The organism is Micromonospora sp. URMC 107, from assembly GCF_051386315.1.
GTDB lineage: Bacteria > Actinomycetota > Actinomycetes > Mycobacteriales > Micromonosporaceae > Micromonospora.
On the sequence record NZ_JBPQTK010000003.1, the window covers coordinates 87,987 to 112,938 of the forward strand.

A 24,952-nucleotide genomic window follows, 5' to 3' on the forward strand; every position below is an offset into this window, starting at 1 on the left:
CAGCTTATCCGCCATGAGAATCTTTAGCTGGGCTGCATCGGCCGCGCCTCGTAGCGTCGAGTCGTGCCCGACATCCTCAGCAGCTCCCCGGCCGGTTCCGCCGCCGCCGGCTTCTCCCTGGCGATCGCGCTGATCGCGGCCATCGGCGCGCAGAACGCCTTCGTCCTGCGGCAGGGCCTGCGCCGCGAGCACGTGGTGCCCGTGATCGTCGTCTGCGCCGGCTCCGACGCGCTGCTCATCGGCGTCGGGATCGCCGGGATGGGCGGCGCCCTGGCGGAACACCCCGCCGCCCTGGCCGCCGCCCGCTGGCTGGGCGCCGCGTTCCTGCTCGGGTACGCCGTGCTGGCGGCCCGCCGCGCGCTGCGCCCCGGCGCGCTCTCGCCCGCCGACCGACCGCCGGCCACGCTCGGGGCGACGGTGCTGGCCTGCCTCGCCTTCACCTACCTCAACCCGCACGTGTACCTCGACACCGTCCTCCTGCTCGGCGGGGTGGCCCGCCAGCACCCGCACCACTGGGTCTTCGGCGCGGGCGCGGCGCTCGCCAGCGTGGTCTGGTTCACCACCCTCGGCGCCGCCGCCCACCGGCTCGCGCCCGTGCTGGCCCGTCCGGTGGCGTGGCGGGTCGTCGACAGCGTGGTCGCCCTCGTGATGGCCGCGGTCGCGGTGGGGCTGGTGCTGGGCTGACCGGGTGGCGCCGCGTACGGCCCGGCCGGGGTGTTTTCCGCTACCGCCGGGGGCGCGGGTGCCGGCGGGCGGGAATGATGGCGGGGTGCGGTTCCTACACGGCGCGGCTCCCGCGCACGACCTGACCTACAACGACGTCTTCATGGCGCCCGCCCGTTCCGAGGTGGGCTCGCGGCTCGACGTCGACCTGGCCACCACCGACGGCACGGGCACGACCATCCCCCTGGTGGTGTCGAACATGACGGCGGTGTCCGGCCGCCGGATGGCCGAGACGGTCGCCCGGCGGGGCGCGATCGCGGTCATCCCGCAGGACATCCCCATCGAGGTGGTGGCGAACGTCGTCGCCTGGGTCAAGCGGCGGCACCTCGTGCACGACACCGCGATCACGCTGGGCCCGACCGACACGGTCGGCGACGCGATCCACCTGCTGCCGAAGCGGTCGCACGGCGCCGTGGTGGTGATCGACGACGAGAGCCGGCCGGTCGGCGTGGTGACCGAGGCCGACACCGTCAGCGTGGACCGCTTCGCCCAGCTCCGGCACGTGATGTCCACCGAGCTGCACACGGTGCCGGCGGACGCGGACCCGCGTACCGGCTTCGACCGGCTCTCGGCGGGCCGGCGCCGCCTCGCCCCGGTGGTCGACGCCGAGGGGCGCCTGGTCGGGGTGCTGACCCGGCAGGGCGCGCTGCGGGCGACCCTCTACCGGCCGGCGGTGGACGACCGGGGCCGGCTGCGGATCGCCGCCGCGGTGGGCATCAACGGCGACGTGACCGGCAAGGCGGCGGCGCTTTTGGAGGCGGGGGTGGACACGCTGGTCGTGGACACCGCGCACGGCCACCAGGAACGGATGATCACCGCCCTGCGGGCGGTGCGCGCGCTGGACCCGGCGGTCCCGGTGGCGGCCGGCAACGTGGTGACCGCAGAGGGCGTACGCGACCTCGTGCGGGCGGGAGCCGACATCGTCAAGGTCGGCGTCGGCCCGGGCGCGATGTGCACCACCCGGATGATGACCGGGGTGGGCCGGCCGCAGTTCTCCGCCGTGCTCGACTGCGCTGCGGCGGCCCGCCAGCTCGGCCGGCACGTCTGGGCCGACGGCGGCGTACGCCACCCGCGCGACGTGGCGCTGGCGCTGGCCGCCGGAGCCGCGAACGTGATGATCGGCTCCTGGTTCGCCGGCACCTACGAGTCCCCCGGCGACCTCTACACCGACGCCGACGGCCGGCGTTACAAGGAGAGCTTCGGCATGGCCTCGGCGCGGGCGGTCAGCGCGCGCACGGCCGACGACAGCGCGTACGACCGGGCCCGCAAGGCGGTCTTCGAGGAGGGCATCTCCTCGGCCCGGATGTACCTGGACCCGGCCCGCCCCGGCGTGGAGGACCTGATCGACGAGATCATCGCGGGGGTGCGGAGCGCCTTCACCTACGCGGGCGCGCGGGACCTCGCCGAGTTCCACGAGCGGGCCCTGGTCGGCGTGCAGAGCGCGGCCGGCTACACCGAGGGGATGCCGCTGCCCACCAGCTGGTGACCGGCCCCGCGCGGCACCGGGCGCGTGGACGACGCCGCGTCGGCGGCGGCCGGGGCGACCCGCTTCGTCAGGGCACAGCGGGTGACGGCGGGCCCGGGACCGGCGCGGGCGGCTTCGGGAAGAGGCGGTGGATCACCTCGCGGGCCGCCGATCGGGGGTCGTCGCCGACCCGGGGCGGCAGCGCGCCCGAGAGCCAGAGCGTGGCGAAGCCGTGCACGATGGACCAGGCCGCGAGCGCGTCGCCCTGCGGGTCCGCCGCCGTCGGGCGCCCCTCGGGCAGCGCGGCGACGCCCGAGTGCAGCGCGTCGCCGGCACGCTGGCGGGCCGTCACCAGCTCCTCCGCGTCGGACCGGTAGAGGTCCGGGCGGAACATCACCTCGAAGTGCGCGCGGTGGCCGACCGCGAAGTCGACGTACGCGACGCCCCTGTCGAGCAGGTCGCCGCCGGCCTCGTGCAACGCCTCGGCGAGCAGCTCGAAGCCCTCGGCGGCGAGGGCGGTGAGCAGCCCGGACTTGTCGCCGAAGTGGTGCGCGGGGGCGGCGTGCGAGACGCCCGCCCGGCGGGCCAGGTCGCGCAGGCTCAGGGCCGCCGGGCCTGACTCCTCGATCACCCGCACCGCCGCCGCGAGCAGGGCGCGACGCAGGTCGCCGTGGTGGTAGCCGCGCGTTCCGGTCATGCCGCGATCGTATCTTGCTGTTGACAAGATGGCGCCTCGGGCGCAATCTTGTCGGCGACAAGTTCCCCCGGAGGAGGTACCGGATGGCTCCGCTGATCGCACTCCTGGTCGGCACCGCGCTCGCCCGACTGGCCGGACTGGTCGGCGTGGCCGCCCTCGACGGCTGGCACCCCGCGCTGCGGGTGGGGCTAGCGCTGATGTTCGTGGTGACCGGTGTCGCGCACTTCGCCCCCGCCTACCGGGCGGACATGATCGCGATGGTGCCGCCCAGCCTGCCCCGACCCGACCTGCTGGTCACGCTCACCGGGGCGCTGGAACTGGTGGGCGCGGCGGGACTGCTGGTGCCGGCGACCGCCCGCTGGACCGCGGCCGGGCTGGCCCTGCTGATGCTGGCCATGTTCCCGGCGAACGTCTCGGCGGCCCGGCGCGGGCTGACCCTGGCCGGCAAGCCGGCGACCCCCCTCGGCCCGCGCACGGTGGAACAGGTCTTCTTCATCGCCGTGGCCGCCGCTATTTCGTTTGGGGCCTGACGTTCAGGGCGCTAACCTGTCGGCCATGGAACTGATCACGCTACGGGACGTGCCGATCGGGCGACTGCTCGTGGTCGCCGGGCACGTCACCGGGCAGCGGTGGAACCGCTACCTCGCCGAGGCGCACGGCCTCACCCAGGCCGGGATGGTCACGCTGATGACCCTCGCCGAGCACGGCGAACTGTCGCACCGCACGGTCGCCGAGCACTGCTTCGTCCGGCCGGCCACCCTCACCGGCATCGTCGACACCCTCGCCCGCGAGGGCCTCGTCGAACGGCAGCGGGACAAGAGCGACCGGCGCAGCGTCAAGATCGCAATCACGCCGGCCGGCCGGGCCCGGGTCGAGGCGCTGGCCGCCGTGATCCGCTCCGCCGCCCCGCTCACCTCGGTCGACGCCGACCCGGCGAAGGCGGCGGTGATCCGCGAGTTCCTCCTGGAGGTCATCGGCAACGGGGAGCACGGCGCCCCGGAAGGGGGCCCGACGTGCTGACCCGGCTGCTGCGTACGCACCTTCGCCCGTACCACCGGCCGCTGGCCGCGGTGGTGCTGCTCCAGTTCGTCGGCACGATGGCGTCGCTCTACCTGCCCAGCCTCAACGCCGACGTCATCGACCTGGGCGTGGCCCGGGGCGACACCGACTACATCCTGCGCACCGGCGGCTGGATGCTCGCCGTCAGCCTGGTCCAGATCGTCTGCTCGATCGCGGCCGTCTACCTCGGCGCGCGGGCGGCGATGGCCTTCGGCCGGGACGTCCGGTCGTCGGTCTTCGCGCACGTCAACCGCTTCTCCGCCCGCGAGGTCGCCCGGTTCGGCGCGCCCTCGCTGATCACCCGCAACACCAACGACGTGCAGCAGGTGCAGATGCTCGTGCTGATGAGCTGCACGATGCTCGTCGCCGTGCCCATCATGAGCGTCGGCGGCGTGGTGATGGCGCTGCGCGAGGACGTCGGGCTCTCCTGGCTGATGCTGGTCAGCGTGCCCGTGCTGGCCGTCGCCCTGTGGCTGGTCATCCGGCGGATGGTGCCGGGCTTCCGGCTCATGCAGACCCGCATCGACACGGTCAACCGGGTGCTGCGCGAGCAGATCACCGGCATCCGGGTGGTGCGGGCGTTCGTCCGGGAGCCGTACGAGACGGAACGCTTCGCCACGGCGAACGCCGACCTCACCGCGACCGCCCTGCGCATCGGCCGCCTGATGGCGTTGATCTTCCCGGTGGTGATGCTGGTGCTCAACGTCTCCAGCGTCGCCGTGCTCTGGTTCGGCGCCCAGCGGGTGGACGCCGGGGCGATCCAGGTCGGCTCCCTCACCGCCTTCCTGCAGTACCTGATGCAGATCCTGATGGCCGTCATGATGGCCACCTTCATGCTGATGATGGTGCCGCGCGCGGCGGTCTGCGCCGAGCGGATCGTCGAGGTGCTCGACACCGACTCCTCCGTGGTGCCCGCCGCCCACCCCGTGACCGAGGTGACGGCCCGGGGCGAGCTGGAACTGCGCGACGTCGGGTTCCAGTACCCGGGCGCGGCCGAGCCGGTGCTGCGCAACGTGTCGTTCCGGGTGACGCCGGGGACGACGACGGCGGTCATCGGCAGCACCGGCGCGGGCAAGACCACCCTGCTGTCGCTCGTCCCCCGGCTGGTCGACGCGACCGCCGGCACGGTGCTGGTCGACGGCGTCGACGTACGGGACCTGGCGCCGGACGAGCTGTGGCGCCGGATCGGGCTGGTGCCGCAGCGGCCGTACCTGTTCACCGGGACCGTGGCGAGCAACCTGCGCTACGGCAACCCGGACGCGACCGACGCGGAACTCTGGGACGCGCTGGAGATCGCCCAGGCGCGGGACTTCGTCGAGGCGATGCCCGACGGGTTGGAGTCGCCGATCGCGCAGGGCGGCACGAACGTCTCGGGCGGGCAGCGGCAGCGACTGGCCATCGCGCGGGCCCTGGTCCGGCGGCCGGAGATCTACCTCTTCGACGACTCGTTCTCCGCGCTCGACCTCGGCACCGACGCGCGGCTGCGGGCGGCGCTGCGCCCCGTCACCTCGGACGCCGCCGTGGTGATCGTGGCGCAGCGGGTCTCCACCATCGTCGGCGCCGACCAGATCGTCGTGCTCGAGAACGGGGGCGTGGTCGGGATCGGCCGACACGACGAACTGCTACTCACCTGCCCGACGTACGCCGAGATCGTGGCGTCGCAGAACACCACGGAGGTGGTCGCGTGAGCGAGCGGAGCGAGCGGAGCGACAGGCACGGCAGCGCCGTACCGCAGCAGAAGCCGGCCGCCGACGCGCGGACGCCGACGCGGCTGCCGCCCGGCGGGCAGCGCGGCGGTCCGCACGCGAGCATCGGGATGCCCGCCGAGCGGTCGATGAACTTCGGGCCCTCGGCCCGGCGGCTGCTGGGCCGGCTGCGCCCGCAGCGCCTCCAGCTCGTCGCCGTGATCGCGCTGGCGGTGGTCAGCGTGGGGCTCGGCGTGGTCGGGCCGAAGGTGCTCGGGTGGGCCACGGACCTGATCTTCACGGGTGTGATCGGCCGGCAGCTGCCGGCGGGCACCACCGCCGACCAGGCGGTGGCCGCCGCGCGGGCGGCCGGCAACGACAACTTCGCCGACATGCTCGCCCGGATGGACGTGGTGCCCGGCGTGGGCATCGACTTCGCCGCGCTGGCGCGGGTGCTGCTGCTGGCGCTCGGGCTCTACCTGGCGTCCAGCGTGCTGATGTGGTGGCAGGGCTGGCTGCTCAACGGGGTGGTGCAGCGCACGGTGCTGCGGCTGCGCGCCGACGTGGAGGAGAAGCTCAACCGGCTGCCGCTGCCCTACTTCGACCGGCAGCCCCGGGGCGAGCTGCTCAGCCGCGTCACCAACGACATCGACAACATCTCGACCAGCCTCCAGCAGACGCTGAGCCAGCTGCTCACCTCGCTGCTCACCGTGGTCGGCGTGCTGGCCATGATGTTCTGGATCTCGCCCCTGCTCGCCCTGGTGGCCCTCGTCGCCGTCCCGGTCTCGGTGGTCGTCACCACCAGCATCGCCAAGCGGTCGCAGCGGCAGTTCATCGCCCAGTGGGCGCACACCGGCGAGCTGAACGGCCAGATCGAGGAGGCGTTCACCGGCCACGAGCTGGTCAAGGTCTTCGGCCGGCAGCGTGAGGTGGAAACCGCCTTCACCGCGAAGAACGAGGAGCTGTTCCGGGCGAGCTTCGGCGCCCAGTTCATCTCCGGGATCATCATGCCGGCGATGATGTTCGTCGGGAACCTCAGCTACGTGGCGATCGCCGTGGTGGGCGGCCTGCGGGTGGCGTCGGGGTCGATGAGCCTCGGCGACGTGCAGGCGTTCATCCAGTACTCCCGGCAGTTCACCCAGCCGCTCACCCAGGTCGCCTCGATGGCGAACCTGCTCCAGTCCGGGGTGGCCTCCGCCGAGCGGGTCTTCGCCGTGCTCGACGCCGAGGAGCAGAGCCCCGACCCGGTCGAGCCGGCCCGGGTGCGCGACCCGCACGGCCGGGTCGAGTTCGCGAACGTCTCCTTCCGGTACGCCCCGGACAAGCCGCTGATCGAGGATCTCTCCCTGGTCGCCGAGCCCGGGCACACGGTGGCCATCGTCGGGCCGACCGGGGCCGGCAAGACCACGCTGGTCAACCTGATCATGCGCTTCTACGAGCTGGACGCCGGCCGGATCACGCTCGACGGGGTGGACGTCACCACGATGCGCCGCGACGACCTGCGCGGTCGGATCGGCATGGTGCTCCAGGAGACCTGGCTCTTCGGCGGCACCATCCGCGACAACATCGCGTACGGCCGGCCCGGGGCGACCGAGGAGGAGATCGTCGCCGCGGCCCGGGCGACGTTCGTGGACCGGTTCGTGCGCAGCCTGCCCGACGGCTACGACACGGTGATCGACGAGGAGGGCAGCAACGTCAGCGCCGGCGAGAAGCAGCTCATCACGATCGCCCGGGCCTTCCTCGCCGAGCCGTCGCTGCTGATCCTGGACGAGGCGACCAGCTCGGTGGACACCCGCACCGAGGTGCTGCTCCAGCGGGCGATGGCGGCGCTGCGGTCGGACCGGACGAGCTTCGTCATCGCGCACCGGCTCTCCACCATCCGCGACGCCGACCTGATCCTGATGATGGAGGACGGCCGGATCGTGGAGCAGGGCACGCACGACGAGCTGCTCGCCGCGCGGGGCGCGTACCACCGCCTCTACCGGTCGCAGTTCACCGCCGCCCTCCAGCCCGACCCCGACCCCGAGCCCGCCCCGCTCGAGGGGTCCACCCGGTGAGGGGCGGGCCGCCGGTGGCGCGGGGCGGGCGGCCGTCGGGGTCGGGCTCAGCCGGCCGGCAGCAGGGTCGGGGCGCGGTCGGCCACCACCGCGCCGATCAGCCGGAGGGCGTCGGCGGCGGGCATCGGGTCCAGGGCACGGCCGCCGCGCAACCGCAGCGCGACCGCGCCCTCGGCCGCCTCGCGGGGGCCGACGACGGCGGCGTACGGGACCCGGGCGCGGGCCGCGTCGCGGATGCGGGAGCCCAGCGAACCGGCCCCGTCGACCTCGACGCGCAGCCCGGCGGCCAGCGCGTCGCGGGCGAGCCGGGCCGCCGCCCCGGCCTGCTCGTCCCCGACGGGCAGCACGACCAGCTGCACCGGGGCGTACCAGGCGGGGAAGGCGCCCTCGTGCACCTCGATCAGGTACGCGAAGAGGCGCTCCATGCTGCCGACGAGGCTCCGGTGCACCATCACCGGCCGCCGCCGCGCCCCGGACGCGTCGGTGTACGACAGGTCGAACCGCTCCGGCTTGTCGAAGTCGAGCTGGACGGTGGAGAGGGTGAACTCGCGGCCGGCGGCGTCCAGCACCTGGATGTCGATCTTCGGACCGTAGAACGCGGCCTCCCCCGGGGCCTCGGTGAACGCCACCCCGTCGAGCGCGGCGCGGAGCAGCCCCTCGGCCCGCGCCCACTGGGCGTCGTCCCCGACGTACTTCTCCCCCGGCCCGCGCAGCGACAGCCGGAACCCCGCCGGCCGTACGCCGAGCGCGGCGTGCGCCTCGCGGATCAGCCGGAGGATCTCGACGACCTCCTCGCCCACCTGCTCCAGCGCGCAGAAGTTGTGCGCGTCGTTGAGCGAGATGGCGCGCACCCGGGACAGCCCGCCGAGCACCCCGGAGCGCTCGGCGCGATACATGCCGCCCAGCTCGGCGATCCGCAGCGGCAGCTCCCGGTAGGAGCGGCCCCGGGCCCGGAACACCAGGGCGTGGTGCGGGCAGAGCGCCGGCCGCAGCACGAACTCGTCGTCGGCGCCGAGCGCCATCGGCGGGAACATGTCGTCGGCGAAGTAGCCGAGATGGCCGGAGAGCTCGAAGAGTTCCCGCCTGCCCAGCGGCGGGGTGAGCACGTGCCGGTAGCCGGCCCGGCGCTCCAGCTCGCGGACGTACTCCTCGACGGCGTGCCGGGCGGCGGCGCCCGCCGGCAGCCAGAGCGGCAGCCCGGCGCCGGCCAGCGGGTCGGAGCCGAACAGCTCCAGCTCCCGGCCGAGTCTGCGGTGGTCGATCATGTCGCGCTCCTTGATCGGGTACGGCCCGGAGGCGACCCGGTCACCGGACGCGACGAGGCCCCGGGGCGGATCGCCCCGGGGCCTCGTCGACGGTCAGGTCAGTACGGCGCGCCGGGGTCTCCCGGCGTCGTGGTGGATACCGCACTGCGCATACGGCGACGGTACGTCCCCGCCCGCGCGGACCGCAGCCGGTTTTCCGCGGCGGTCCGGCACCCGGACGGCGTGGGCGGGAGCACGGCTCGGCGCGCCGCGCGGCACGGGGGCGGGGCGCCGGACCGTCAGGAACGGGGGACCCGAGGGTCGTGGGGCCGCGCGTCGCCAACGGTACGCCGGGCCGCTCCGATCCGCCGACCCTCGACGGTCCGCGGGGCCGTCACCTGCGGGTGCGTCCGCTCGTTGTGTCCGGTGGCCCTGCCGTGTCGGTGGTCACCACGAGCCAGGGTCGCGCCCCGTGACGCCGGACGACCCGTCAGGCTCGGTACCCGCAATCGGCCCCGTCCGGCGAGGTGGCAGTCGTGCCCGAACTACTCACTGAGGTCGCGTCGCCGGCCTGGGCGTACCTCGCGCTGCTCGCGCTGCTGGTCGCGGACGCCTTCGTCCCGGTGGTCCCCACCCAGGTCGTGATGATCACCGGCGGCGCCCTCACCGTGTACGGCGGGCTGAACCTGCCGGTGACCATCGCCGTCGGCGCGCTCGGGGTCTTCGTCGGGGACCTGGCCTGCTACCTGCTCGGGCGGGGCGCGCCGGACCGCCGGGCACCCCGCGACATCGAGCGGGGCCGGGCCCGGCGCGTCGCCAGCCGGGTCACCCAGGGGCTGCGCCGGCCCGGGCCGCTCGTGATCCTGCTCTGCCGCTTCGTGCCGGGCGGCCGGATGGCGGCCTGCTTCTCGGCCGGCCGCAGCCGGTACCCGTACCGGCTCTTCCTGCTCTACGAGGGCCTGGCGGCGCTCGGCTGGGCCACGTACGGCGGGCTGGTCGGGCACCTCGGCGGGACGGCGCTCACCGGGTCGGCGTGGCGGCTGGCGCTGATCGCGGCGGTCGCGGCGGCCGGCTTCGCGGCGGCGGGCCTGGCCATGACCGTCGTCGGCGCCCGGCGGGCGGCCGAAGCGGTCGCGGTGGTGCCGGTCGCCGTCCCGGTGCGGACGGACGCGCCCGGGGCGGAGTGACCGCCCGCGCGGCGCCGCCTAGGGGTGGTCCCGGGGATCGATCTCGGTGGGCGGCCCGGATCCGTCTGGGGTTCCCTCCGCGACAGGCTGAGCCATGCGCGGAACCCGGAACAGTGGACTGCTGGCCCTCGGCGGGATCGCCCTGGCGGCGCTGCTCGCCCTGATCGGCCACGTCGAGGTGAACGAGGACCTGGACCCGTGGGCGCTGACCGTCAGCGACTACGCCGTCTCGGACCGGGGCGGGGCGATCGACGTCGCGATGGTGGTGCTCGCGGCGGCCACCGCCGTGCTCCTTCCCGCCCTCTGGCACGCCCACCGGCCGGCCGCCGCCGGACCGAAGCGGGCGGCCGAGGCGCTCCTGGCCGCCTGGGTCGGCGGGCTGCTGCTGGCCGCGGTGGTGCCGACGAACGAGCCCGGCCTGCCCATGGACGCCGCCGCCCACGTCCACCGGTACGCCTCGGTGGTCGCCTTCCTGGCGCTGCCGGCCGCCGGCTGGCTGCTCGCCCGACGCCTGCCCGACGCCGCCGGCCGCCGGGTACGCGGCCTCGCCACGGCCAGCGTGGCGCTGGCGGCGGCGATGGTCTGGTCGGCCTACCCCGGCGACCGGCTGCTGCTCGGCCTGGTCGAGCGGCTGCTCATCCTCACCGAGGTCGCGATGCTCGTCGTCGTCGCGCTCACCCTGCTGCGGCGGGTCACTCCAGCTCGTGCAGCATGAGCTGGCGGGCGGCCTCCGTGATGGAGCCGGAGAGGCTCGGGTAGATCGTGATCGTCTGCGCCAGCTCGTTGACCGTGAGGTTGTTCTCCACCGCCATGGTGATCGGCAGGATCAGCTCGCTCGCCTTCGGCGCCACCACCACGCCGCCCACCACCTGGCCGCTGGCCGGGCGGCAGAAGAGCTTGACGAAGCCGTCGGCGAGGCCGTCCATCTTGGCGCGGGCGTTGCCGTCCAGCGGCAGCATGACCTGCCGGGCCGGCACCTTGCCCGCGTCGACCTCGTCCTGCGAGACGCCCACGGTGGCCAGCTCCGGGTCGGTGAACACGTTCGCCGCGACGGTACGCAGCCGCAGCGGCCGGACCGCCTCGCCGAGCGCGTGCCACATCGCGATCCGCCCCTGCATGGCGGCCACGCTGGCCAACGGCAGCACGCCGGTGCAGTCGCCGGCGGCGTAGATGCCGGGCACGTTGGTCCGGGAGACCCGGTCGACGGTGACGTAGCCGCCCCGGGCCAGCGCGACGCCGTACTCGGCCAGGCCCAGGTCGGCGGTATTGGGGATGGAGCCGACCGCGATCAGCGCGTGCGAGCCGGCCACCTTGCGGCCGTCGGAGAGCTCGACCTCCACCCCGTCGGCGGTGCGCCGGACCGCGTCCGCCCGGGAGTTGTTCAGGATGCTCATGCCCCGGTTGCGGAAGACCCGCTCGATCGCCATCGCCGCGTCGGCGTCCTCGTGCGGCATCACCCGGTCGCGGCTGGAGACCAGGGTCACCTGCACGCCCATGGCCAGGTAGGCGCTGGCGAACTCCGCGCCGGTGACGCCGGAGCCGACCACGACGAGGTGCTCGGGCAGCTCCGGCAGGTCGTACACCTGGCGCCAGGTCAGGATGCGCTCACCGTCGGGGACGGCGGTGGGCAGCTGGCGCGGGGTGGCGCCGGTGGCGACCAGCACGGTCGACGCGGCGATCGACTGCTCCTCGCCGCCGTCGGTCGGGGTGACGAGCACCCGGTGGGTGTGGCCGAGGGTGTCCTCGCCGAGCCGCGCGGTGCCCGACACGAAGTTCACCCCGGCCTTGACCAGCTTGGCGTGGATGTCGGCGGACTGGGCGAGCGCGAGGCGCTTGACCCGCTCGTGCACCGCGCTGGCGTCGACGGTGACCGCCTCCAGCCCGTCGGAGTGCACCCCGAACTCCTCGGTGTCCCGGTAGCCGGTGACCACCTCCGAGCTGGCGATGAAGGTCTTCGACGGCACGCAGTCGGACAGCACGCAGGCCCCGCCGGCGCCCTCGGCCTCCACGACGGTGACATCAGCGTCCAGCTGCGCGGCGACCAGGGCCGCCTCGTAACCGGCCGGTCCACCGCCGATGATCACGATCCGGCTCACAGGGCCATCCTTTCGTTCGCGGCTGCGGGGCTCCGCTCCGCCGCACTCCTCGCGCTCACCGTGCCCGCCCCCGACCGAATGCTCACAGTGACTTTCTTCTCCCGAACGCGTCCGACACGCACTGTCGTATTCTCCCCCACCCGGCGGGCGGGCTATCGTCATCGCCGTGCGTCATCACGCCGCCTACGGCTCAAACCTCGACCCCGCCCGCATGCGCGCCTACTGTCCGCATTCGCCGATGGTGGGCACCGGCTGGCTGGAAGGCTGGCGACTCACCTTCGCGGGCGAGAACGTGATCGGCTGGGAGGGTGCGGTCAGCACGGTCGTCGAGTCCCCCGGCGACCGGGTCTTCGTGGCGATCTACGACATCCACCCCTACGACGCCGCCCAGCTCGACGAGCTCGAGGGGGTGGCCGCCGGCACGTACCGCAAGCTGCACGTGCGCGTCTCGACCCTCGACGGCGACGTGACCGCGTGGATCTACGTCTTCGACGGGTACGAGGGCGGGCTGCCCACGGCGTGGTACCTCTCGGAGATCGCGAACGCCGCCGAGAAGGCGGGCGCGCCGGACGACTACGTCACCGAGCTGCGGTCCCGCCCCACCGGCACCGCGTCGGCCTAGCCCGTATCGTCGGCCCAGCGCGTATCCCACGGCCCCAGTCTGCTCCGGAGCCGGGCGGGGCCTCCAGCCGGCCCCGGTCGGCGTCGTCAATCACACACCGGCGGCCGGGACGACCAACTCGTACAGGTCGACCCGGCGCACCTCGCGCAGCCCCACCGAGAGGTAGAGCGACAGCGGGGCGGTCGGGTTGGCCAGGTCGACCCCGAGGCCGGCGGACTCCCGGCCCTTCGCGGCGTACCGGGCGAACGCGTGGCTCAGCAGCGCCGCGCCCACCCCCCGGCGCCGGTGACCGGGCAGCACGGCGAGGTTCTTTACCCAGCCCTCGTTGCGGTCGAGCGCCTGGTCGGAGGACTGGAGGACGCCCGCGGGCCGCCCGTCCACCTCGGCGACGAACCACTCGTCCCAGGCCGTGTCGGCCGCGATCCGGGCCCGCCAGCGGTCGTAGGCCAGCGGCTCGTAGTCGGGGGTGTCGCGGAAGGCGGTGTCGTAGACCCGGTGGAAGTCGCGCAGCTCCGACTCGTCGCCAGGACGCAGCGGGCGGACCGTCACCCCGGGCGGCGGTGGCGGCGGCTCGCCGGGCACCCCCGTCAGCGACCGGCTCATGACCTGGTAGCGCTTGACGAAGCCGAACCCGGCGGCGACCAGCTCCTCGACCCACCGGCGCTCGGGCGGGTAGGCGGGGCACCGCACGGTCAGGGCCGGCAGGCCACGCTCCGCGGCCCGCCCGGCCACCCGCTCCACCTGCCGGGCCAGCAGCGGCGCCCGCACCGACGCGCCCCGGTCCGGGTCGACGAACACGTCGACGAACTCCCGTCCCGCCCCGGTCGGGTTGTCCAGCATCGCCCAGGCGACCAGCGTGCCGTCGGGACCGGTCACCACCCAGGAGTCCCGCTCCGGGTCGACGTTGGGCGCGGTCAGCGCGCCGCGCACGTCGTCGGCGGTGAAGTCCGGGTGGCCGATGGCGAACGTGTCGGCGGCGTGCACCACCGCGAGGATCGCCGGTACGTCGTCCAGGGTGGGGCGGCGGGCGTGCCAGCCGGCGGGGAGAGTCACGGGGGCGATCCTGGCAGGCGGACCGAGGCGGCGCCGCCGATTTTTCCGACCGCTGCCGCGACTCCAGGCGCCGGGCCACGGACGCCGGGCCGGGGCGGCTCAGCCCTGCTCGGTCAGGTGCGTCCTGGTCGCGATGAGCAGTTCCACCAGCTGGGCGCCGTCTGCCGGGCCGAGCGCCGCGAACGCCGGCGAGGCCAGCCGGTCGGTCACCGCCTCGGCCCAGAGCCGCCGCCGAACCAACGGCCCGACCGGCGGGTACGGCGGCAGCCAGCCGCAGGCGACCGCCCCCGCCTCCCCGTCCGGCCCGGCGAGCACCGCCTCCAGCGGGGTCATCCCGCTGGCCCGGACCGCGATCAGGTGCGCCCCGGCGAAGTGCTCCCGGAGCAGGCGCAGGCCGACGGCGGCCCGGGCGCCGGCCGTCCGGACCGGCACCGGCATGGCCCGCCAGGCGGCGAAAAGCGGCATGCCGCTGGCGTCCGCGGCGTCGATCGCGCGGCCGAGCAGGGCGGCGAGCCGACTGACCCCGGGAAGGGGGTCGAGCCGCTCCTCGCCCCACCGGCAGCACTCGGCCAGGGTGGCGGCGGCCACCTCGACCGGCGGGACGACCCGTCGGGCCGCGTCCCAGCCGTCGGCGACCGCGTCGGGGGCCAGGAAGCCGAGGGCGGCGGCGACCGTCTCGGCGCGGACGTCGCCGAGGGCGCCGGCCCGCCCGGTGACGTAGAACGCCCAGCCGGAGATGCCGAGCAGTCGCGCCCGACGCAGGGTGGTCGGGCAGCGGGTGAAGAGGTCGCCGAGCTCCAGCACTACCGGCTTGCTGGCCGCGGCGGCCTGTTCCGGCGTCATCCGCCCGTTCCCCGGTCGACCCGTCCGTCCACAGGGGTCAGTCTGCCGCGCCACCGTCCGACTCGGCAGCCCCCTCTTCGGCGTCGAGGGCCTCCACCGCCGCCTCGACCTCGCCGGCGCGGCGACGCGCGGCCGTCACCATCCGTTCCGCCCCGCGCCGCGCCAGCCGCGCCCGGCTCAGGTCCTGCTCGGCGACGGCCCGCCGCCGCTCCAGCTCGGCCAGCTCCGCCTCGATCGCGTCCAGGGCCGCGACGCCGTCGCGCTCGGTCGTCGTCGCGTCGGCCAGCTCCGCCTCGGCCCGGTCCTGGTCGGTACGCGCCTTGGCCAGTTCCTTCTCCAGCGCCCGCCGTCGGCGTGCCCGCTCCGCCCGGGCGGCCCGTTCCGCCTGCTCGGCGCGGAGCGCGCTCCGGTCGGCGTCGCGCCGCTGCCTGCCCGCCGGCTCGGGCCGGGGCGCCGGTTCCGGCTCCTCCCCACCGGTCACCAGACGCAGCTGCGGGCGGGGCACCTCGCCGAAGCCGGCGTAGGTGGCGGCCTTGAGCAGCCGGCCGGAGCGGACCTGTTCGGCGACGGCGGTGTCGGCGAGCGCGGCGTTGAGGGTGGCCTCCACCTCGGCCAGCGGCAGCTTGCCGGCCGACGGGGCACCCTCGGCCCCGGCCGCCAGCTTGCGCACCTCGGCGACGAGCGCGCCGACCACCGCCCGCCGCTGGGTGGAGAGTTCCCGCAGCCGGGGTCCGCGCAGCTCACGTTGGGCGGTGCGTAGCGCCTCGGCGAGCTGGGCCAGGTCGGCGACCAGCTCGGGGCGGCGGATGGCGAGCAGGTTGACCAGCCAGGCGGCCACGGTGGGCCGGCGCAGCCGGGCGATCTCCCGGGCGGTCTTCGGGTCGCCGGCGCGGCGGGCCTCGGCGACGGCCTCGTCGCGGATCGCGACGAACCGGTCCGGGGAGGTGGTGTAGAGCTGGTGCACCAGCTCTCGGGACGGGCCGGGCATCGCCGTCAGGCGTCGATCCGGGTGCCCGGTTCGAGCCGGCGGTAGTCCACCTCGGACAGCCGGGCGAAGTTGCCGTTGAGCACGTTGAGCCCGTTGTCGTTGAGCAGCCCGTCGTGCAGCGCGTACGCCCGGCGTGGGGCGACCGCCCGGAGGAAGTCCAGCGACTCGGAGAACTTCGTCCACGGGGCGTGGATCGGCAGGAAGAGCGTGTCGACCTGGGTGTCCTCGGGGACGACCAGGCTGTCCCCGGGGTGGTAGACCACGTCGTCCAGCAGGTATGCCAGATTGTCCACCACCGGGATGTCGGGGTGGATCACGGCGTGCCGCCCGCCGTAGGCGCGTACCGGCACGCCGGCGGCCGTGAACGACTGTCCGGGTCGGACCGCGTCGAGCGCCTCGGCGGCGTCGCCCAGGGTGCCGGCCAGCGACGCCGGACCGTGGATGACGAACCGGCGCCGGTCGAGCTGCCGGGTGACCGCCCCGACGTCGAGGTGGTCGGGGTGCTCGTGGGTGATCAGCACCGCGTCCGCCCCGTCGAGCGCCGCCGCCTCGCTGAACACCCCCGGGTCGATGACCAGCACTCCCCCGTCGTGCTCCACCCGCAGACAGGAGTGCGCGTACTTGGTGAGCTGCATCGTGACTCCAAGATTATCGAATCGTGATGTCCTCAGCGCAGTCTGCCGGAACCGGCGTGGTGGCGCGTCACGTCTGAGGTATCGCCCCGCACGGGGGCGAGGACGATGGAGGCGGGATGGACGGACGGGAACGGCGACGTCGGGGCGTACGACTGACGGCCGCCGCGCTGGTGGCGCTGCTCGCGCTGGCGGGCTGCGGCAGCGACGCGCGCGACAACGCCGACAGCGCCCCGGCGGCGGCCCCGGCGGATCGGGACCGGGCCGGGGGCGCGGCGGACCAGGCGGGCGGCGCGGCGGAGCGGGGCGGGGGCAAGGCCGAGCAGGGCGCCGGCGCCGGCGCGCCGGACCTGCGGGTCGACCAGCGCTCCATAATCTACACCGGCACGATGCGCGTGCAGGTGGACGATGTGGACGAGGCGGCGCGCAGCGCGATCGCCACGGTCACGGCGGCCGGCGGTTTCGTCGGCGGTGACCAGCGGCGCAGCGCCGACGCGGACGCGCGGGCCGAACTGGAGCTGCGGGTGCCGGCGGCGAAGTTCCACGGCGTCGTCGACGAGCTGGCGAAGCTGGGCCGGCAGCAGCGGCGGGAGATCCGCACCGAGGACGTCACCGAGCAGATGGTCGACCTGGACGCGCGGATCATCACCCAGCGCGCCCGGGTGGAGAGCGCCCGCAAGCTGCTGGCCCGGGCCACCTCGATCAGCGACCTGGTCTCGCTCGAGAACGAGCTGTCCCGCCGCGAGGCGGACCTGGCGTCGCTGGAGGCGAAGAAGGAGCGGCTGGCGGACCTGACCAGCCTGTCGACGATCACCGTGTCGCTGGTCGGTCCGGACGCGAGCACCGCGGACGAGGAGACCGAGGTCGGCTTCCTGGTGGGGCTCGAGGGTGGCTGGAAGGTCTTCCTGACCTCCATGACCATCCTGCTGACGGTGCTGGGTGCGGTGCTGCCGTGGCTGCTGGCGATCGGCGTACCGCTGACGGTGCTGCTGCTGGTGCTGCGCCGGCGGCGGCGCAGGACGCCGCCGGCGATGACGCCGGCCGGACCGGCCGCGCCGCTGCCGGCTACCGCGCCGCCGCCAGTGCCCGCAGCGCGGTCTGGACCATGAGCCGTACGCCGACCGGGATGGCCCGCTCGTCCACGTCGAACGAGGCCCGGTGCAGGTCCACGTTCGGGCCGGAGCGGCCGACGCCCAGCCGGGCGAGCGCGCCGGGGACGTACTCCAGGTACCAGGAGAAGTCCTCGCCGCCCATGCTCTGCGGGGTCTCGGCGACGCCCTCCGGCCCGAGCGTGGCGGTGGTGGCGGCGGTCAGCACCTGGATGGCCCGGGAGTCGTTGCACACCGGCGGGCGGCCCCGCAGGTACTCCAGGTCGACCGTGGCCCCGGTCGGGGCGACCACGTCCCGGACCACCTGACCCACGATCTTGGGGGCCAGCTCCCAGGTGTCGCGGTCCATCACCCGCAGGGTGCCGGAGGCGCACGCCTCGGAGGGGATGACGTTGTAACGGGTGCCGGCCGAGGCGTGGCCGAACACCAGCAGCAGCCCGCTGTTGGCCGGCACCCGGCGGCTGACCAGGGCCGGCACCTCGGTGATCAGGCGGCCCAGCGCGTCGACCAGGTCGACCGTCAGGTGCGGGCGGGCGGTGTGCCCGCCCGGGCCGGTGAGCCGGACGGTGACGTTGTCGGCGGCGGCGGTGATCGGGCCGACCCGCAGGCCGATCTGCCCGACCGGCAGGTTGGGGTCGCAGTGCAGCGCGAAGATCTGCACCACGTCGTCCAGGCCGCCGGCCTCGATCACCTCCAGCGAGCCGCAGGGCAGGATCTCCTCGGCGGGCTGGAAGATCAGCCGGACCCGGCCGGGCAGCTCGCCGAGGTCGGCGAGCTGGGCCAGCAGCATGCCGACGCCGAGCATGACGGTGGTGTGCACGTCGTGACCGCAGGCGTGGCAGACGCCGTCCACCGTGGAGCGGTACGGCACGTCCTTCGAGTCGGTCAGCGGCAGGGCGTCGATGTCGGCGCGCAGCGCGACCACCGGGCCGTCGGGGCGGCCGTCGATGTCGCAGATGACCCCGTTGCCCTTCGGCAGCAGCCGCGGCCTCAGCCCGGCCAGGGTGAGCTCCCGGGCGATCAGGGCGGCCGTCTCGAACTCCTCGCCGGAGAGCTCCGGGTGCGAGTGGATGTGGCGACGGGTGGCGATCAGCCCGGGCACCCGGAGGGCGAGCAGGTGGTCCAGCTCGAACGGCAGGGGCTGCGACCCGGACGGCGCCTCCGGCCAGGACGACGCCAGCTGGTTGCCGGTGGGTAGCGTCAACGCACTCGTCACGTCGAATTCTCGTTCGCTAGAGATGGATGGATCATCAGGAACCGCAGACAGCCTAGACCTCCGGTGACGCTGCGCAACGTCGTTCCCGTAGTGATCGGACCGCGCAGCGTCACGTATGCCCTGCTCGGAGCGCTCGTAGATCTGCGGGACAGCAGGTAGATCCCGGTCGAACGCCGTCATCTGCCCCACACCTCCTACAACGCGTAACCGGAACGGCGGTCGCGAAATCGAAGTCGATCTCGAGAGCCGTCGTTCCGAATTGTCGCATTAGTCGGTCAGGTGAACTGACACTCCGACAATTACCCGACCGCGCCCGACCAAGGGCACCCGAGACGGTCACACGCTCCGTCCCGGACCAACCGCACACCGTGTGCGTCCGCGTCCACCCGGTCGGGATACCCCCGAACCCGTCCGGCACACGCCGTGGCCGGTGGACCACGACGCGCCGCGCCGCGCGCCGAGCCCTTCCGGCGGCGTCGCCGGGGCCCGCTCCGCGCGTCTGCGCCGCCGATCGGCGGCGGAGCATCCTCCGACTGTAGCGCTCCGCCCGGACGCCCGCGACCAGCGCAAACGCCCCGTGGGCCGGGCGTTACCCGCAGGTGGACCGGCCGGTTACGGCGCGGCGGCGACGAGCCGTCGGGCCGACGCCGACGGCCGCCCGCCCCGCCGCGACGGGAGAGCCGACGGCCGTCGGTCGGGTGATCAGAACCGGTCGGTCGGCCGGTAGAGCCCCCACACCTGGCGCAGGGTGCCGCAGACCTCGCCCACGGTGGCGCGGGCCCGCAGCGCCTCCTTCATCGGGTAGAGCACGTTCCCGGTGCCCTCCGCGGCGGCGCGCAGCTCGGCCAGCCCCCGCTCGACCGCCCCGCCGTCGCGCTCGGCGCGCAGCCGGGCCAGCCGCTCCGCCTGCGCCGCCTCGATCGTCGGGTCGACCCGCAGCGGCTCGTACGGCTCCTCCTCGTCGATGGTGAACCGGTTGAGGCCCACCACCACCCGATCGCCGGAGTCGATCTCCTGCGCGATCCGGTACGCGGACTGCTCGATCTCCCGCTTCTGGAAGCCGGCCTCAATGGCGTCGACCGCCGAGCCGTGGTCGGCCACCCGCTCCATCAGCTCGGTCGCCGCCGCCTCGATCTCGGCGGTCATCGCCTCCACCACGTACGAGCCGGCGAACGGGTCGACGGTGGCGGTCAGGTCCGTCTCGTACGCCAGCACCTGCTGGGTGCGCAGCGCCAGCCGGGCCGCCTTCTCGGTGGGCAGCGCGATCGCCTCGTCGAAGCTGTTGGTGTGCAGCGACTGGGTGCCGCCGAGCACCGCGGCGAGGCCCTGCACCGCCACCCGGACCAGGTTGACCTCGGGCTGCTGGGCGGTGAGCTGCACGCCCGCGGTCTGGGTGTGGAAGCGCAGCATCATGGACTTCGGGTTCCGGGCGCCGAAGTCGTCGCGCATCAGCCGGGCCCAGATCCGGCGGGCGGCCCGGAACTTGGCCACCTCCTCCAGCAGGGTGGTGCGGGCGACGAAGAAGAACGACAGCCGGGGCGCGAAGTCGTCCACGGCCAGCCCGGCCTCCAGCGCGGCCCGGACGTACTCGACGCCGTTGGCCAGGGTGAACGCGATCTCCTGCGCGGGCGACGCGCCGGCCTCGGCCATGTGGTAGCCGGAGATGGAAATGGTGTTCCACTTCGGCACCTCCTTGCGGCAGTAGCCGAAGGTGTCGGCCACCAGCCGGAGCGAGGGCTTCGGCGGGAAGATGTACGTCCCGCGGGCGATGTACTCCTTGAGGATGTCGTTCTGGATCGTGCCGTTCAGGGCCGAGCCGGGCACGCCGTTCTCCTCGGCCACGAGCTGGTAGAGCAGGAGCAGCACCGAGCCGGGCGCGTTGATGGTCATCGAGGTGGAGACCTTGTCCAGCGGGATGCCGTCGAAGAGCAGCCGCATGTCGTCGATCGAGTCGATGGCCACCCCGACCTTGCCCACCTCGCCGTGCGCGATCGGGTCGTCGGAGTCGTAGCCCATCTGCGTCGGCAGGTCGAAGGCGACGGAGAGACCCATCGTGCCGGCCCGCAACAACTGGTGGTACCGCGCGTTGGACTCGGTGGCGGTGCCGAAGCCGGCGTACTGGCGCATGGTCCAGGGGCGGGAGGTGTACATGGTGGGGTAGACCCCGCGCGCGTACGGGAACTCGCCCGGTCCGCCGAGCCGGGAGTCCAGTTCCTCCGGAAGGTCCGCCGCCGTGTAGACGCCCTTGATCGGGAAACCGGACTCGCTTGACCGCGGTTCGCTCATTAGCGGATGGTAGGACGCGCGGCGGCGTCGGCGGGTGAGGGATACCGCACACCGGTGGACGGGTCGACGGGCATCGACGAGAGGTGAACGTTCGGATACGTACTGTCCAGTTCGGTAAACGTCCGCCGCGTCGGGTTTCGCATCGGGCGTCGGAACCAGCAAGATAGGGGGGTTGTGTCCCAGCCCCCCTCGAATTCCCCCGGTGGCTTTTCTGTGACTCAGATCCCGACGTGGAGCGGCGGACCAGTCAGTCCCCCCAACGGACGCGCGACCCCCGGCACGACCATCGGTGACCGTTACTCGCTGCGTTCGGCGGTGGGCAACGGCGGCATGGGCACGGTGTGGCGTGCCACGGACACACTCCTGCGGCGGGACGTGGCCGTCAAGGAGGTCGTCCTGCCCCCGGGGCTGGCCCCGAGCGACCGCGACGCCATGTACGAGCGCACCCTGCGCGAGGCTCGCGCGGCGGCCGCGATCCAGCACCCGGCCGTGGTCCAGGTCTACGACGTGGTCACCGAGGGCGGCCGGCCGTGGATCGTCATGGAGCTGCTCGACGCCCGCAGCCTCGCCGACATGGTGATCGAGGACGGGCCGGTCGCGCAGCGGGTGGTCGCCAAGATCGGCATCGCGCTGCTCGGTGCGCTCGAGGTGGCGCACGCGATCGGCGTGCTGCACCGCGACGTCAAGCCGGCCAACGTGCTCATCTGCGCCGACGGGCGCTGCGTGCTGACCGACTTCGGCGTGGCGCGGATGCCCACGGACGTGCAGCTCACCACCCCCGGGATGGTGCTCGGCTCGCCGCACTTCATCTCCCCCGAGCGGGCGATGGGCCAGGAGTTCGGCCCGCCGAGCGACCTCTTCTCGCTGGGCGTCACGCTCTACACGGCGGTGGAGGGGCGGCCCCCGTTCGACAAGGGCGACCCGATCGAGACCATGCACGCCGTGGTCGAGGATCCGCCCGCCCCGCCGCAGCGCAGCGGGCCGCTGGCCCGGGTGCTGATGGGCCTGCTGGAGAAGGACCCGGCCCGCCGCCTCGACGTGCACACCGCCCGGGCCATGCTGCGCGAGCTGCTCGCCGGCCCGCTGACCAGCAACGCCGCCGCGGTGAACTCGATGACCGATCCCTACTCCGTGGTCCCGGTCCCCCGGGCGGTGCCGGCCCCGCCCGCCGCCCCGGCGGAGCAGCCGAAGCCGAGCGGGCAGATCGGCGGGCGGGCGATGCTCAACCCCGGCGAGTCGCTCACCGACCGGCTGGCGGCGCTGCGCCGGGGCGAGCGGCCCGCGCAGGCCGCCCTCCCCGCCAGCCCCGCCGCGATGGACGACACCAGCGCCGACGCCCTGGCCGGGCCGCTGCACACCCCCACCGGCGCGATGCCGGCGCCGGGCGGGCCCGCGCCGGCCGGCCGCACCTACGGCGGCGCCGAGGCGACCCAGCGGGTGACGCCCGGCGGGTCGGACGCCACCCAGCAGTTGCGGACCAACGCCGCCGGCCTGGTCGGTTTCAGCGGTCCGACGGAGACGACCCAGCGGGTGGGGACCGGCGTCCCCGCCTTCGGCGCCCCGTCGGAGGCCACCCAGCGGGTGAGCGCCGGATCCCCCGTCTTCGGCGCACCGCCGCCCGAGGCGACCCAGCAGCTCGGCGGGACGTACGGCGGCGGCCAGTGGTCGGTGCCCGGCACCGGGCAGGCGTGGGCGACCCCGGCCACCGCGCCGGGCGCGGCCGGCTCCGGCGGCGGCTTCGCCGGTCGGGTGGGCGCCGTCGGCAACCAGGTCCTCGGCACGGTCAAGGGCTGGCCGCGCAAGATGCAGCTCGCCGCCGCCGGCGGCCTGGCCGTGCTGCTGCTGATCGGGGCGGTCGTCCTGTTCAGCGGCGGCGACGACGAGGCGCCGACCGTCCCGCAGGCCGCCCCGACCTCGCAGGCCCCGGCCGCCGGCGTGCCCGAGATGACGGAGTACGCCGGCAAGGGCGTACGGGTCAAGGTGCCGCAGGGCTGGGAGGTCAAGAGCGCCGGCGTCTGGGTGGACTACATCGACCCGGAGGACGAGGGCCGCAAGGTCCGGATCGTGGTGGAGGACTTCCGCACCACCTCGATGCGCTGGGCGGAGGTCGCCCAGGACACCCTGAAGAACCGCTCCAAGTCCTGCGCCAAGCCGTACGCCCAGCTCGCCATGAACGAGGTGCAGTGGGTCGGCAAGGCGGCGGCCGAGTTCGAGTACACCTGTGGCGAGGGCGAGGCCAAGCGGCACGGCGTGTGGCGCGGCGTGGTCCACGGGGGCAAGGTGTACTCGTTCTATCTCACCTCGACCGACGCGAAGTTCGCCGACAGCAAGCCGATCTTCGACGAGATGGTGAAGTCGTTCCAGCTCACCGAGGCCGGCTGAGCCCCGGGCTAGGCGCGGTGGTGATCCGCCGGCGTGCTATCAAGAGACATGCCGGCGGAAACCACTGACATCGACGACATTCGCGAGCAAGCGCGGCGCTGGCTCGACGACGATCCCGACCCGGCCAGCCGGGAGGAGCTGCGGGCGGTGCTCGACCGCCTGCCGGCGAGCGCCCCGGAGCTGGCCGACCGGTTCGCCGGCCCGCTGACCTTCGGCACCGCCGGGCTGCGCGGCCCACTGCGCGCCGGCCCCAACGGGATGAACCTCGCCGTGGTCACCCAGGCCGCCGCCGGGCTGGTCGGCTGGCTCGCCGCCCAGGGCGGCACCGGCCCGCTGGTGATCGGGTACGACGCCCGGCACGGCTCCCGCGAGTTCGCCGAGCGGACCGCCCAGGTCGCCACCGGCGCGGGACGCCCGGCGCTGCTGCTGCCCCGCCCGCTGCCCACCCCCGTGCTCGCCTACGCGGTGCGCCACCTCGGGGCGGTCGCCGGGGTGATGGTCACCGCGAGCCACAACCCGCCGCAGGACAACGGCTACAAGGTCTACCTCGGCGCGGAGCTGGGCGGCGCGCTCGGCGCGGGCGCCCAGATCGTGCCGCCGGCGGACGCCGGCATCGAGGCCGCGATCCGGTCGGTCGGGCCGCTGGCCGAGGTGCCGCTCGGGCCGGCCGGGCAGGTGCTCGGCGACGACCTGGTGGTCTCCTACGTGGAGCGGGCCACCGCCGTCATCGACCAGGACGGGTCGCGCGACCTGGCGGTGGCGTACACGCCGCTGCACGGGGTGGGTGCGGCGGTGCTCACCGCGGCGTTCGCCCGGGCGGGCTTCCCCGTGCCCGGCGTGGTGCCCGAGCAGGCGGAGCCGGATCCGGCGTTCCCGACCGTCTCCTTCCCCAACCCGGAGGAGCCGGGGGCGGTGGACCGGCTGGTCGCGCTGGCCGAGGCGACCGGCGCGGACATCGCCATCGCCAACGACCCGGACGCGGACCGCTGCGCGGTGGCCGTCCGGGACACGGGTCCGGCGGCGAGCGCGGGCGGCGAGGTCGCCGGTCCGGCCCAGCCGGACGGGAACCCGCCCGGTTGGCGGATGCTGCGCGGCGACGAGGTGGGGGTGCTGCTGGCCGACCACCTCATGCGGCGCGGCGTGACCGGTCTGTACGCCACCACGATCGTGTCGTCGTCCCTGCTGCGGGCGATGTGCGCCGCCCGGGGCCTGCCCTACGACGAGACGCTGACCGGGTTCAAGTGGATCGTACGGGCCGGCGGCGGGGTTGAGCCGCTGGTCTTCGGCTACGAGGAGGCGCTCGGCTACTGCGTCGCCCCGGAGCACGTACGCGACAAGGACGGCATCACCGCCGCGCTGACCGTGGCCGAGCTGGCCGCCGGGCTCAAGGCGCGGGGGCGCACCCTGACCGACCGGCTGGACGAGCTGGCCGCCGAGTTCGGCGTGCACCACACCGACCAGCTCTCGGTGCGGGTGGACGACCTGCGCGAGATCGCCGCCGCGATGGCCCGGATCCGGGCCGCCACCCCGACGGCGCTGCTCGGGCAGCCGGTCACCGAGGCGCAGGACCTGCTCCCCGAGGCGGACGTGGTGATCCTGCGCACCGGC

Annotated in this window: 21 protein-coding genes; 12 read left to right on the forward strand and 9 right to left on the reverse strand. The window is 74.4% G+C overall.

Annotated features, from left to right (window positions below; translation table 11 throughout):
* Positions 1 to 63: 63 nt before the first annotated feature.
* Both ACSNN9_RS01215 and ACSNN9_RS01220 read left to right on the forward strand, forming a co-directional pair.
* Positions 64 to 684: a LysE/ArgO family amino acid transporter gene (locus ACSNN9_RS01215; RefSeq protein WP_436670758.1), complete on the forward strand. Its 621-nt coding sequence runs from the start codon at positions 64 to 66 to the stop codon at positions 682 to 684.
* Positions 685 to 769: 85 nt separating this feature from the next.
* Positions 770 to 2,209 carry a GuaB1 family IMP dehydrogenase-related protein gene (locus ACSNN9_RS01220; RefSeq protein WP_436670759.1) on the forward strand — a complete coding sequence of 480 codons (1,440 nt, stop codon included), beginning with the start codon at positions 770 to 772 and terminating at the stop codon, positions 2,207 to 2,209.
* Positions 2,210 to 2,276: 67 nt separating this feature from the next.
* Here ACSNN9_RS01220 and ACSNN9_RS01225 read toward each other — a convergent pair whose 3' ends face one another.
* The gene (locus ACSNN9_RS01225; RefSeq protein WP_436670760.1) at positions 2,277 to 2,885 is read right to left on the reverse strand and encodes a TetR/AcrR family transcriptional regulator; all 609 of its coding nucleotides are present in this window, start codon (positions 2,883 to 2,885) and stop codon (positions 2,277 to 2,279) included.
* 83 nt (positions 2,886 to 2,968) lie between these two features.
* Between ACSNN9_RS01225 and ACSNN9_RS01230 the strand changes: the two genes are divergently transcribed.
* The 4 genes from ACSNN9_RS01230 to ACSNN9_RS01245 all read left to right on the forward strand — a co-directional run bounded on the left by ACSNN9_RS01230 (position 2,969) and on the right by ACSNN9_RS01245 (position 7,686).
* Complete coding sequence (locus ACSNN9_RS01230) at positions 2,969 to 3,415, forward strand: DoxX family protein (protein WP_436670761.1); 447 nt, start codon at positions 2,969 to 2,971, stop codon at positions 3,413 to 3,415.
* Between the two features lie 25 nt (positions 3,416 to 3,440).
* The gene (locus ACSNN9_RS01235) at positions 3,441 to 3,905 is read left to right on the forward strand and encodes a MarR family winged helix-turn-helix transcriptional regulator (protein WP_436670762.1); all 465 of its coding nucleotides are present in this window, start codon (positions 3,441 to 3,443) and stop codon (positions 3,903 to 3,905) included.
* Positions 3,899 to 5,632, forward strand: a complete 1,734-nt coding sequence (locus tag ACSNN9_RS01240; RefSeq protein ID WP_436670763.1) for an ABC transporter ATP-binding protein — start codon at positions 3,899 to 3,901, stop codon at positions 5,630 to 5,632. Before ACSNN9_RS01235 ends, ACSNN9_RS01240 begins: the two co-directional genes overlap by 7 nt.
* Before the next feature lie 128 nt (positions 5,633 to 5,760).
* On the forward strand, positions 5,761 to 7,686 hold the full coding sequence (locus ACSNN9_RS01245; protein WP_436670783.1) for an ABC transporter ATP-binding protein: 1,926 nt from the start codon (positions 5,761 to 5,763) through the stop codon (positions 7,684 to 7,686).
* Positions 7,687 to 7,733: 47 nt separating this feature from the next.
* Here ACSNN9_RS01245 and thrS read toward each other — a convergent pair whose 3' ends face one another.
* Positions 7,734 to 8,951 carry a threonine--tRNA ligase gene (gene thrS / locus ACSNN9_RS01250; protein ID WP_436670764.1) on the reverse strand — a complete coding sequence of 406 codons (1,218 nt, stop codon included), beginning with the start codon at positions 8,949 to 8,951 and terminating at the stop codon, positions 7,734 to 7,736.
* Positions 8,952 to 9,466: 515 nt separating this feature from the next.
* Between thrS and ACSNN9_RS01255 the strand changes: the two genes are divergently transcribed.
* Both ACSNN9_RS01255 and ACSNN9_RS01260 read left to right on the forward strand, forming a co-directional pair.
* Positions 9,467 to 10,117 (forward strand): DedA family protein, encoded by a 651-nt coding sequence (locus ACSNN9_RS01255; protein ID WP_436670765.1) that lies wholly within the window; start codon positions 9,467 to 9,469, stop codon positions 10,115 to 10,117.
* Positions 10,118 to 10,211: 94 nt separating this feature from the next.
* Complete coding sequence (locus tag ACSNN9_RS01260; protein ID WP_436670766.1) at positions 10,212 to 10,832, forward strand: DUF998 domain-containing protein; 621 nt, start codon at positions 10,212 to 10,214, stop codon at positions 10,830 to 10,832.
* Here the strand turns inward: ACSNN9_RS01260 and ACSNN9_RS01265 are convergent.
* Complete coding sequence (locus ACSNN9_RS01265; protein ID WP_436670767.1) at positions 10,810 to 12,213, reverse strand: NAD(P)H-quinone dehydrogenase; 1,404 nt, start codon at positions 12,211 to 12,213, stop codon at positions 10,810 to 10,812. The two genes, ACSNN9_RS01260 and ACSNN9_RS01265, sit on opposite strands and share 23 nt — an antisense overlap.
* Positions 12,214 to 12,379: 166 nt before the next feature.
* On the opposite strand from ACSNN9_RS01265, the gene ACSNN9_RS01270 reads away from it, so the two are divergent.
* On the forward strand, positions 12,380 to 12,835 hold the full coding sequence (locus ACSNN9_RS01270; RefSeq protein ID WP_358085396.1) for a gamma-glutamylcyclotransferase: 456 nt from the start codon (positions 12,380 to 12,382) through the stop codon (positions 12,833 to 12,835).
* 90 nt (positions 12,836 to 12,925) lie between these two features.
* Here ACSNN9_RS01270 and ACSNN9_RS01275 read toward each other — a convergent pair whose 3' ends face one another.
* The 4 genes from ACSNN9_RS01275 to ACSNN9_RS01290 form a co-directional block, all read right to left on the reverse strand.
* Complete coding sequence (locus ACSNN9_RS01275) at positions 12,926 to 13,888, reverse strand: GNAT family N-acetyltransferase (protein ID WP_436670768.1); 963 nt, start codon at positions 13,886 to 13,888, stop codon at positions 12,926 to 12,928.
* A gap of 99 nt (positions 13,889 to 13,987) precedes the next feature.
* A complete protein-coding gene (locus ACSNN9_RS01280) occupies positions 13,988 to 14,731 on the reverse strand; it encodes an SCO6745 family protein (RefSeq protein WP_436670769.1) in 744 nt (247 codons plus the stop codon).
* Positions 14,732 to 14,768: 37 nt separating this feature from the next.
* On the reverse strand, positions 14,769 to 15,719 hold the full coding sequence (locus ACSNN9_RS01285; protein ID WP_436670770.1) for a hypothetical protein: 951 nt from the start codon (positions 15,717 to 15,719) through the stop codon (positions 14,769 to 14,771).
* A gap of 5 nt (positions 15,720 to 15,724) precedes the next feature.
* Positions 15,725 to 16,354 (reverse strand): MBL fold metallo-hydrolase, encoded by a 630-nt coding sequence (locus ACSNN9_RS01290; protein ID WP_436670771.1) that lies wholly within the window; start codon positions 16,352 to 16,354, stop codon positions 15,725 to 15,727.
* Between the two features lie 116 nt (positions 16,355 to 16,470).
* On the opposite strand from ACSNN9_RS01290, the gene ACSNN9_RS01295 reads away from it, so the two are divergent.
* Positions 16,471 to 17,460 (forward strand): DUF4349 domain-containing protein, encoded by a 990-nt coding sequence (locus tag ACSNN9_RS01295; protein ID WP_436670772.1) that lies wholly within the window; start codon positions 16,471 to 16,473, stop codon positions 17,458 to 17,460.
* Here ACSNN9_RS01295 and ACSNN9_RS01300 read toward each other — a convergent pair.
* Together ACSNN9_RS01300 and ACSNN9_RS01305 are read right to left on the reverse strand one after the other, a co-directional pair.
* The gene (locus ACSNN9_RS01300; protein ID WP_436670773.1) at positions 17,417 to 18,676 is read right to left on the reverse strand and encodes an amidohydrolase; all 1,260 of its coding nucleotides are present in this window, start codon (positions 18,674 to 18,676) and stop codon (positions 17,417 to 17,419) included. The two genes, ACSNN9_RS01295 and ACSNN9_RS01300, sit on opposite strands and share 44 nt — an antisense overlap.
* Before the next feature lie 702 nt (positions 18,677 to 19,378).
* Complete coding sequence (locus tag ACSNN9_RS01305) at positions 19,379 to 20,962, reverse strand: acyl-CoA mutase large subunit family protein (RefSeq protein WP_357875523.1); 1,584 nt, start codon at positions 20,960 to 20,962, stop codon at positions 19,379 to 19,381.
* A 213-nt stretch (positions 20,963 to 21,175) separates the two neighbouring features.
* Here ACSNN9_RS01305 and ACSNN9_RS01310 point away from each other — a divergent pair, with 213 nt between their 5' ends.
* Both ACSNN9_RS01310 and ACSNN9_RS01315 read left to right on the forward strand, forming a co-directional pair.
* Positions 21,176 to 23,344, forward strand: a complete 2,169-nt coding sequence (locus ACSNN9_RS01310; RefSeq protein ID WP_436670774.1) for a protein kinase domain-containing protein — start codon at positions 21,176 to 21,178, stop codon at positions 23,342 to 23,344.
* Positions 23,345 to 23,392: 48 nt separating this feature from the next.
* On the forward strand, positions 23,393 to 24,952 hold a 1,560-nt coding region (locus ACSNN9_RS01315), incomplete at its 3' end, for a phospho-sugar mutase (RefSeq protein WP_436670775.1).

Excerpts from the sequence above, each read along its gene's own strand:
- ACSNN9_RS01225 (WP_436670760.1), bottom strand. The coding sequence starts at position 2,885 with ATGACCGGAACGCGCGGCTACCACCACGGCGACCTGCGTCGCGCCCTG.
- ACSNN9_RS01230 (WP_436670761.1), top strand. The coding sequence starts at position 2,969 with ATGGCTCCGCTGATCGCACTCCTGGTCGGCACCGCGCTCGCCCGACTG.
- ACSNN9_RS01235 (WP_436670762.1), top strand. The coding sequence starts at position 3,441 with ATGGAACTGATCACGCTACGGGACGTGCCGATCGGGCGACTGCTCGTG.
- ACSNN9_RS01245 (WP_436670783.1), top strand. The coding sequence starts at position 5,761 with ATGCCCGCCGAGCGGTCGATGAACTTCGGGCCCTCGGCCCGGCGGCTG.
- thrS (WP_436670764.1), bottom strand. The coding sequence starts at position 8,951 with ATGATCGACCACCGCAGACTCGGCCGGGAGCTGGAGCTGTTCGGCTCC.
- ACSNN9_RS01260 (WP_436670766.1), top strand. The coding sequence starts at position 10,212 with ATGCGCGGAACCCGGAACAGTGGACTGCTGGCCCTCGGCGGGATCGCC.
- ACSNN9_RS01280 (WP_436670769.1), bottom strand. The coding sequence starts at position 14,731 with ATGACGCCGGAACAGGCCGCCGCGGCCAGCAAGCCGGTAGTGCTGGAG.
- ACSNN9_RS01285 (WP_436670770.1), bottom strand. The coding sequence starts at position 15,719 with ATGCCCGGCCCGTCCCGAGAGCTGGTGCACCAGCTCTACACCACCTCC.
- ACSNN9_RS01290 (WP_436670771.1), bottom strand. The coding sequence starts at position 16,354 with ATGCAGCTCACCAAGTACGCGCACTCCTGTCTGCGGGTGGAGCACGAC.
- ACSNN9_RS01295 (WP_436670772.1), top strand. The coding sequence starts at position 16,471 with ATGGACGGACGGGAACGGCGACGTCGGGGCGTACGACTGACGGCCGCC.
- ACSNN9_RS01305 (WP_357875523.1), bottom strand. The coding sequence starts at position 20,962 with ATGAGCGAACCGCGGTCAAGCGAGTCCGGTTTCCCGATCAAGGGCGTC.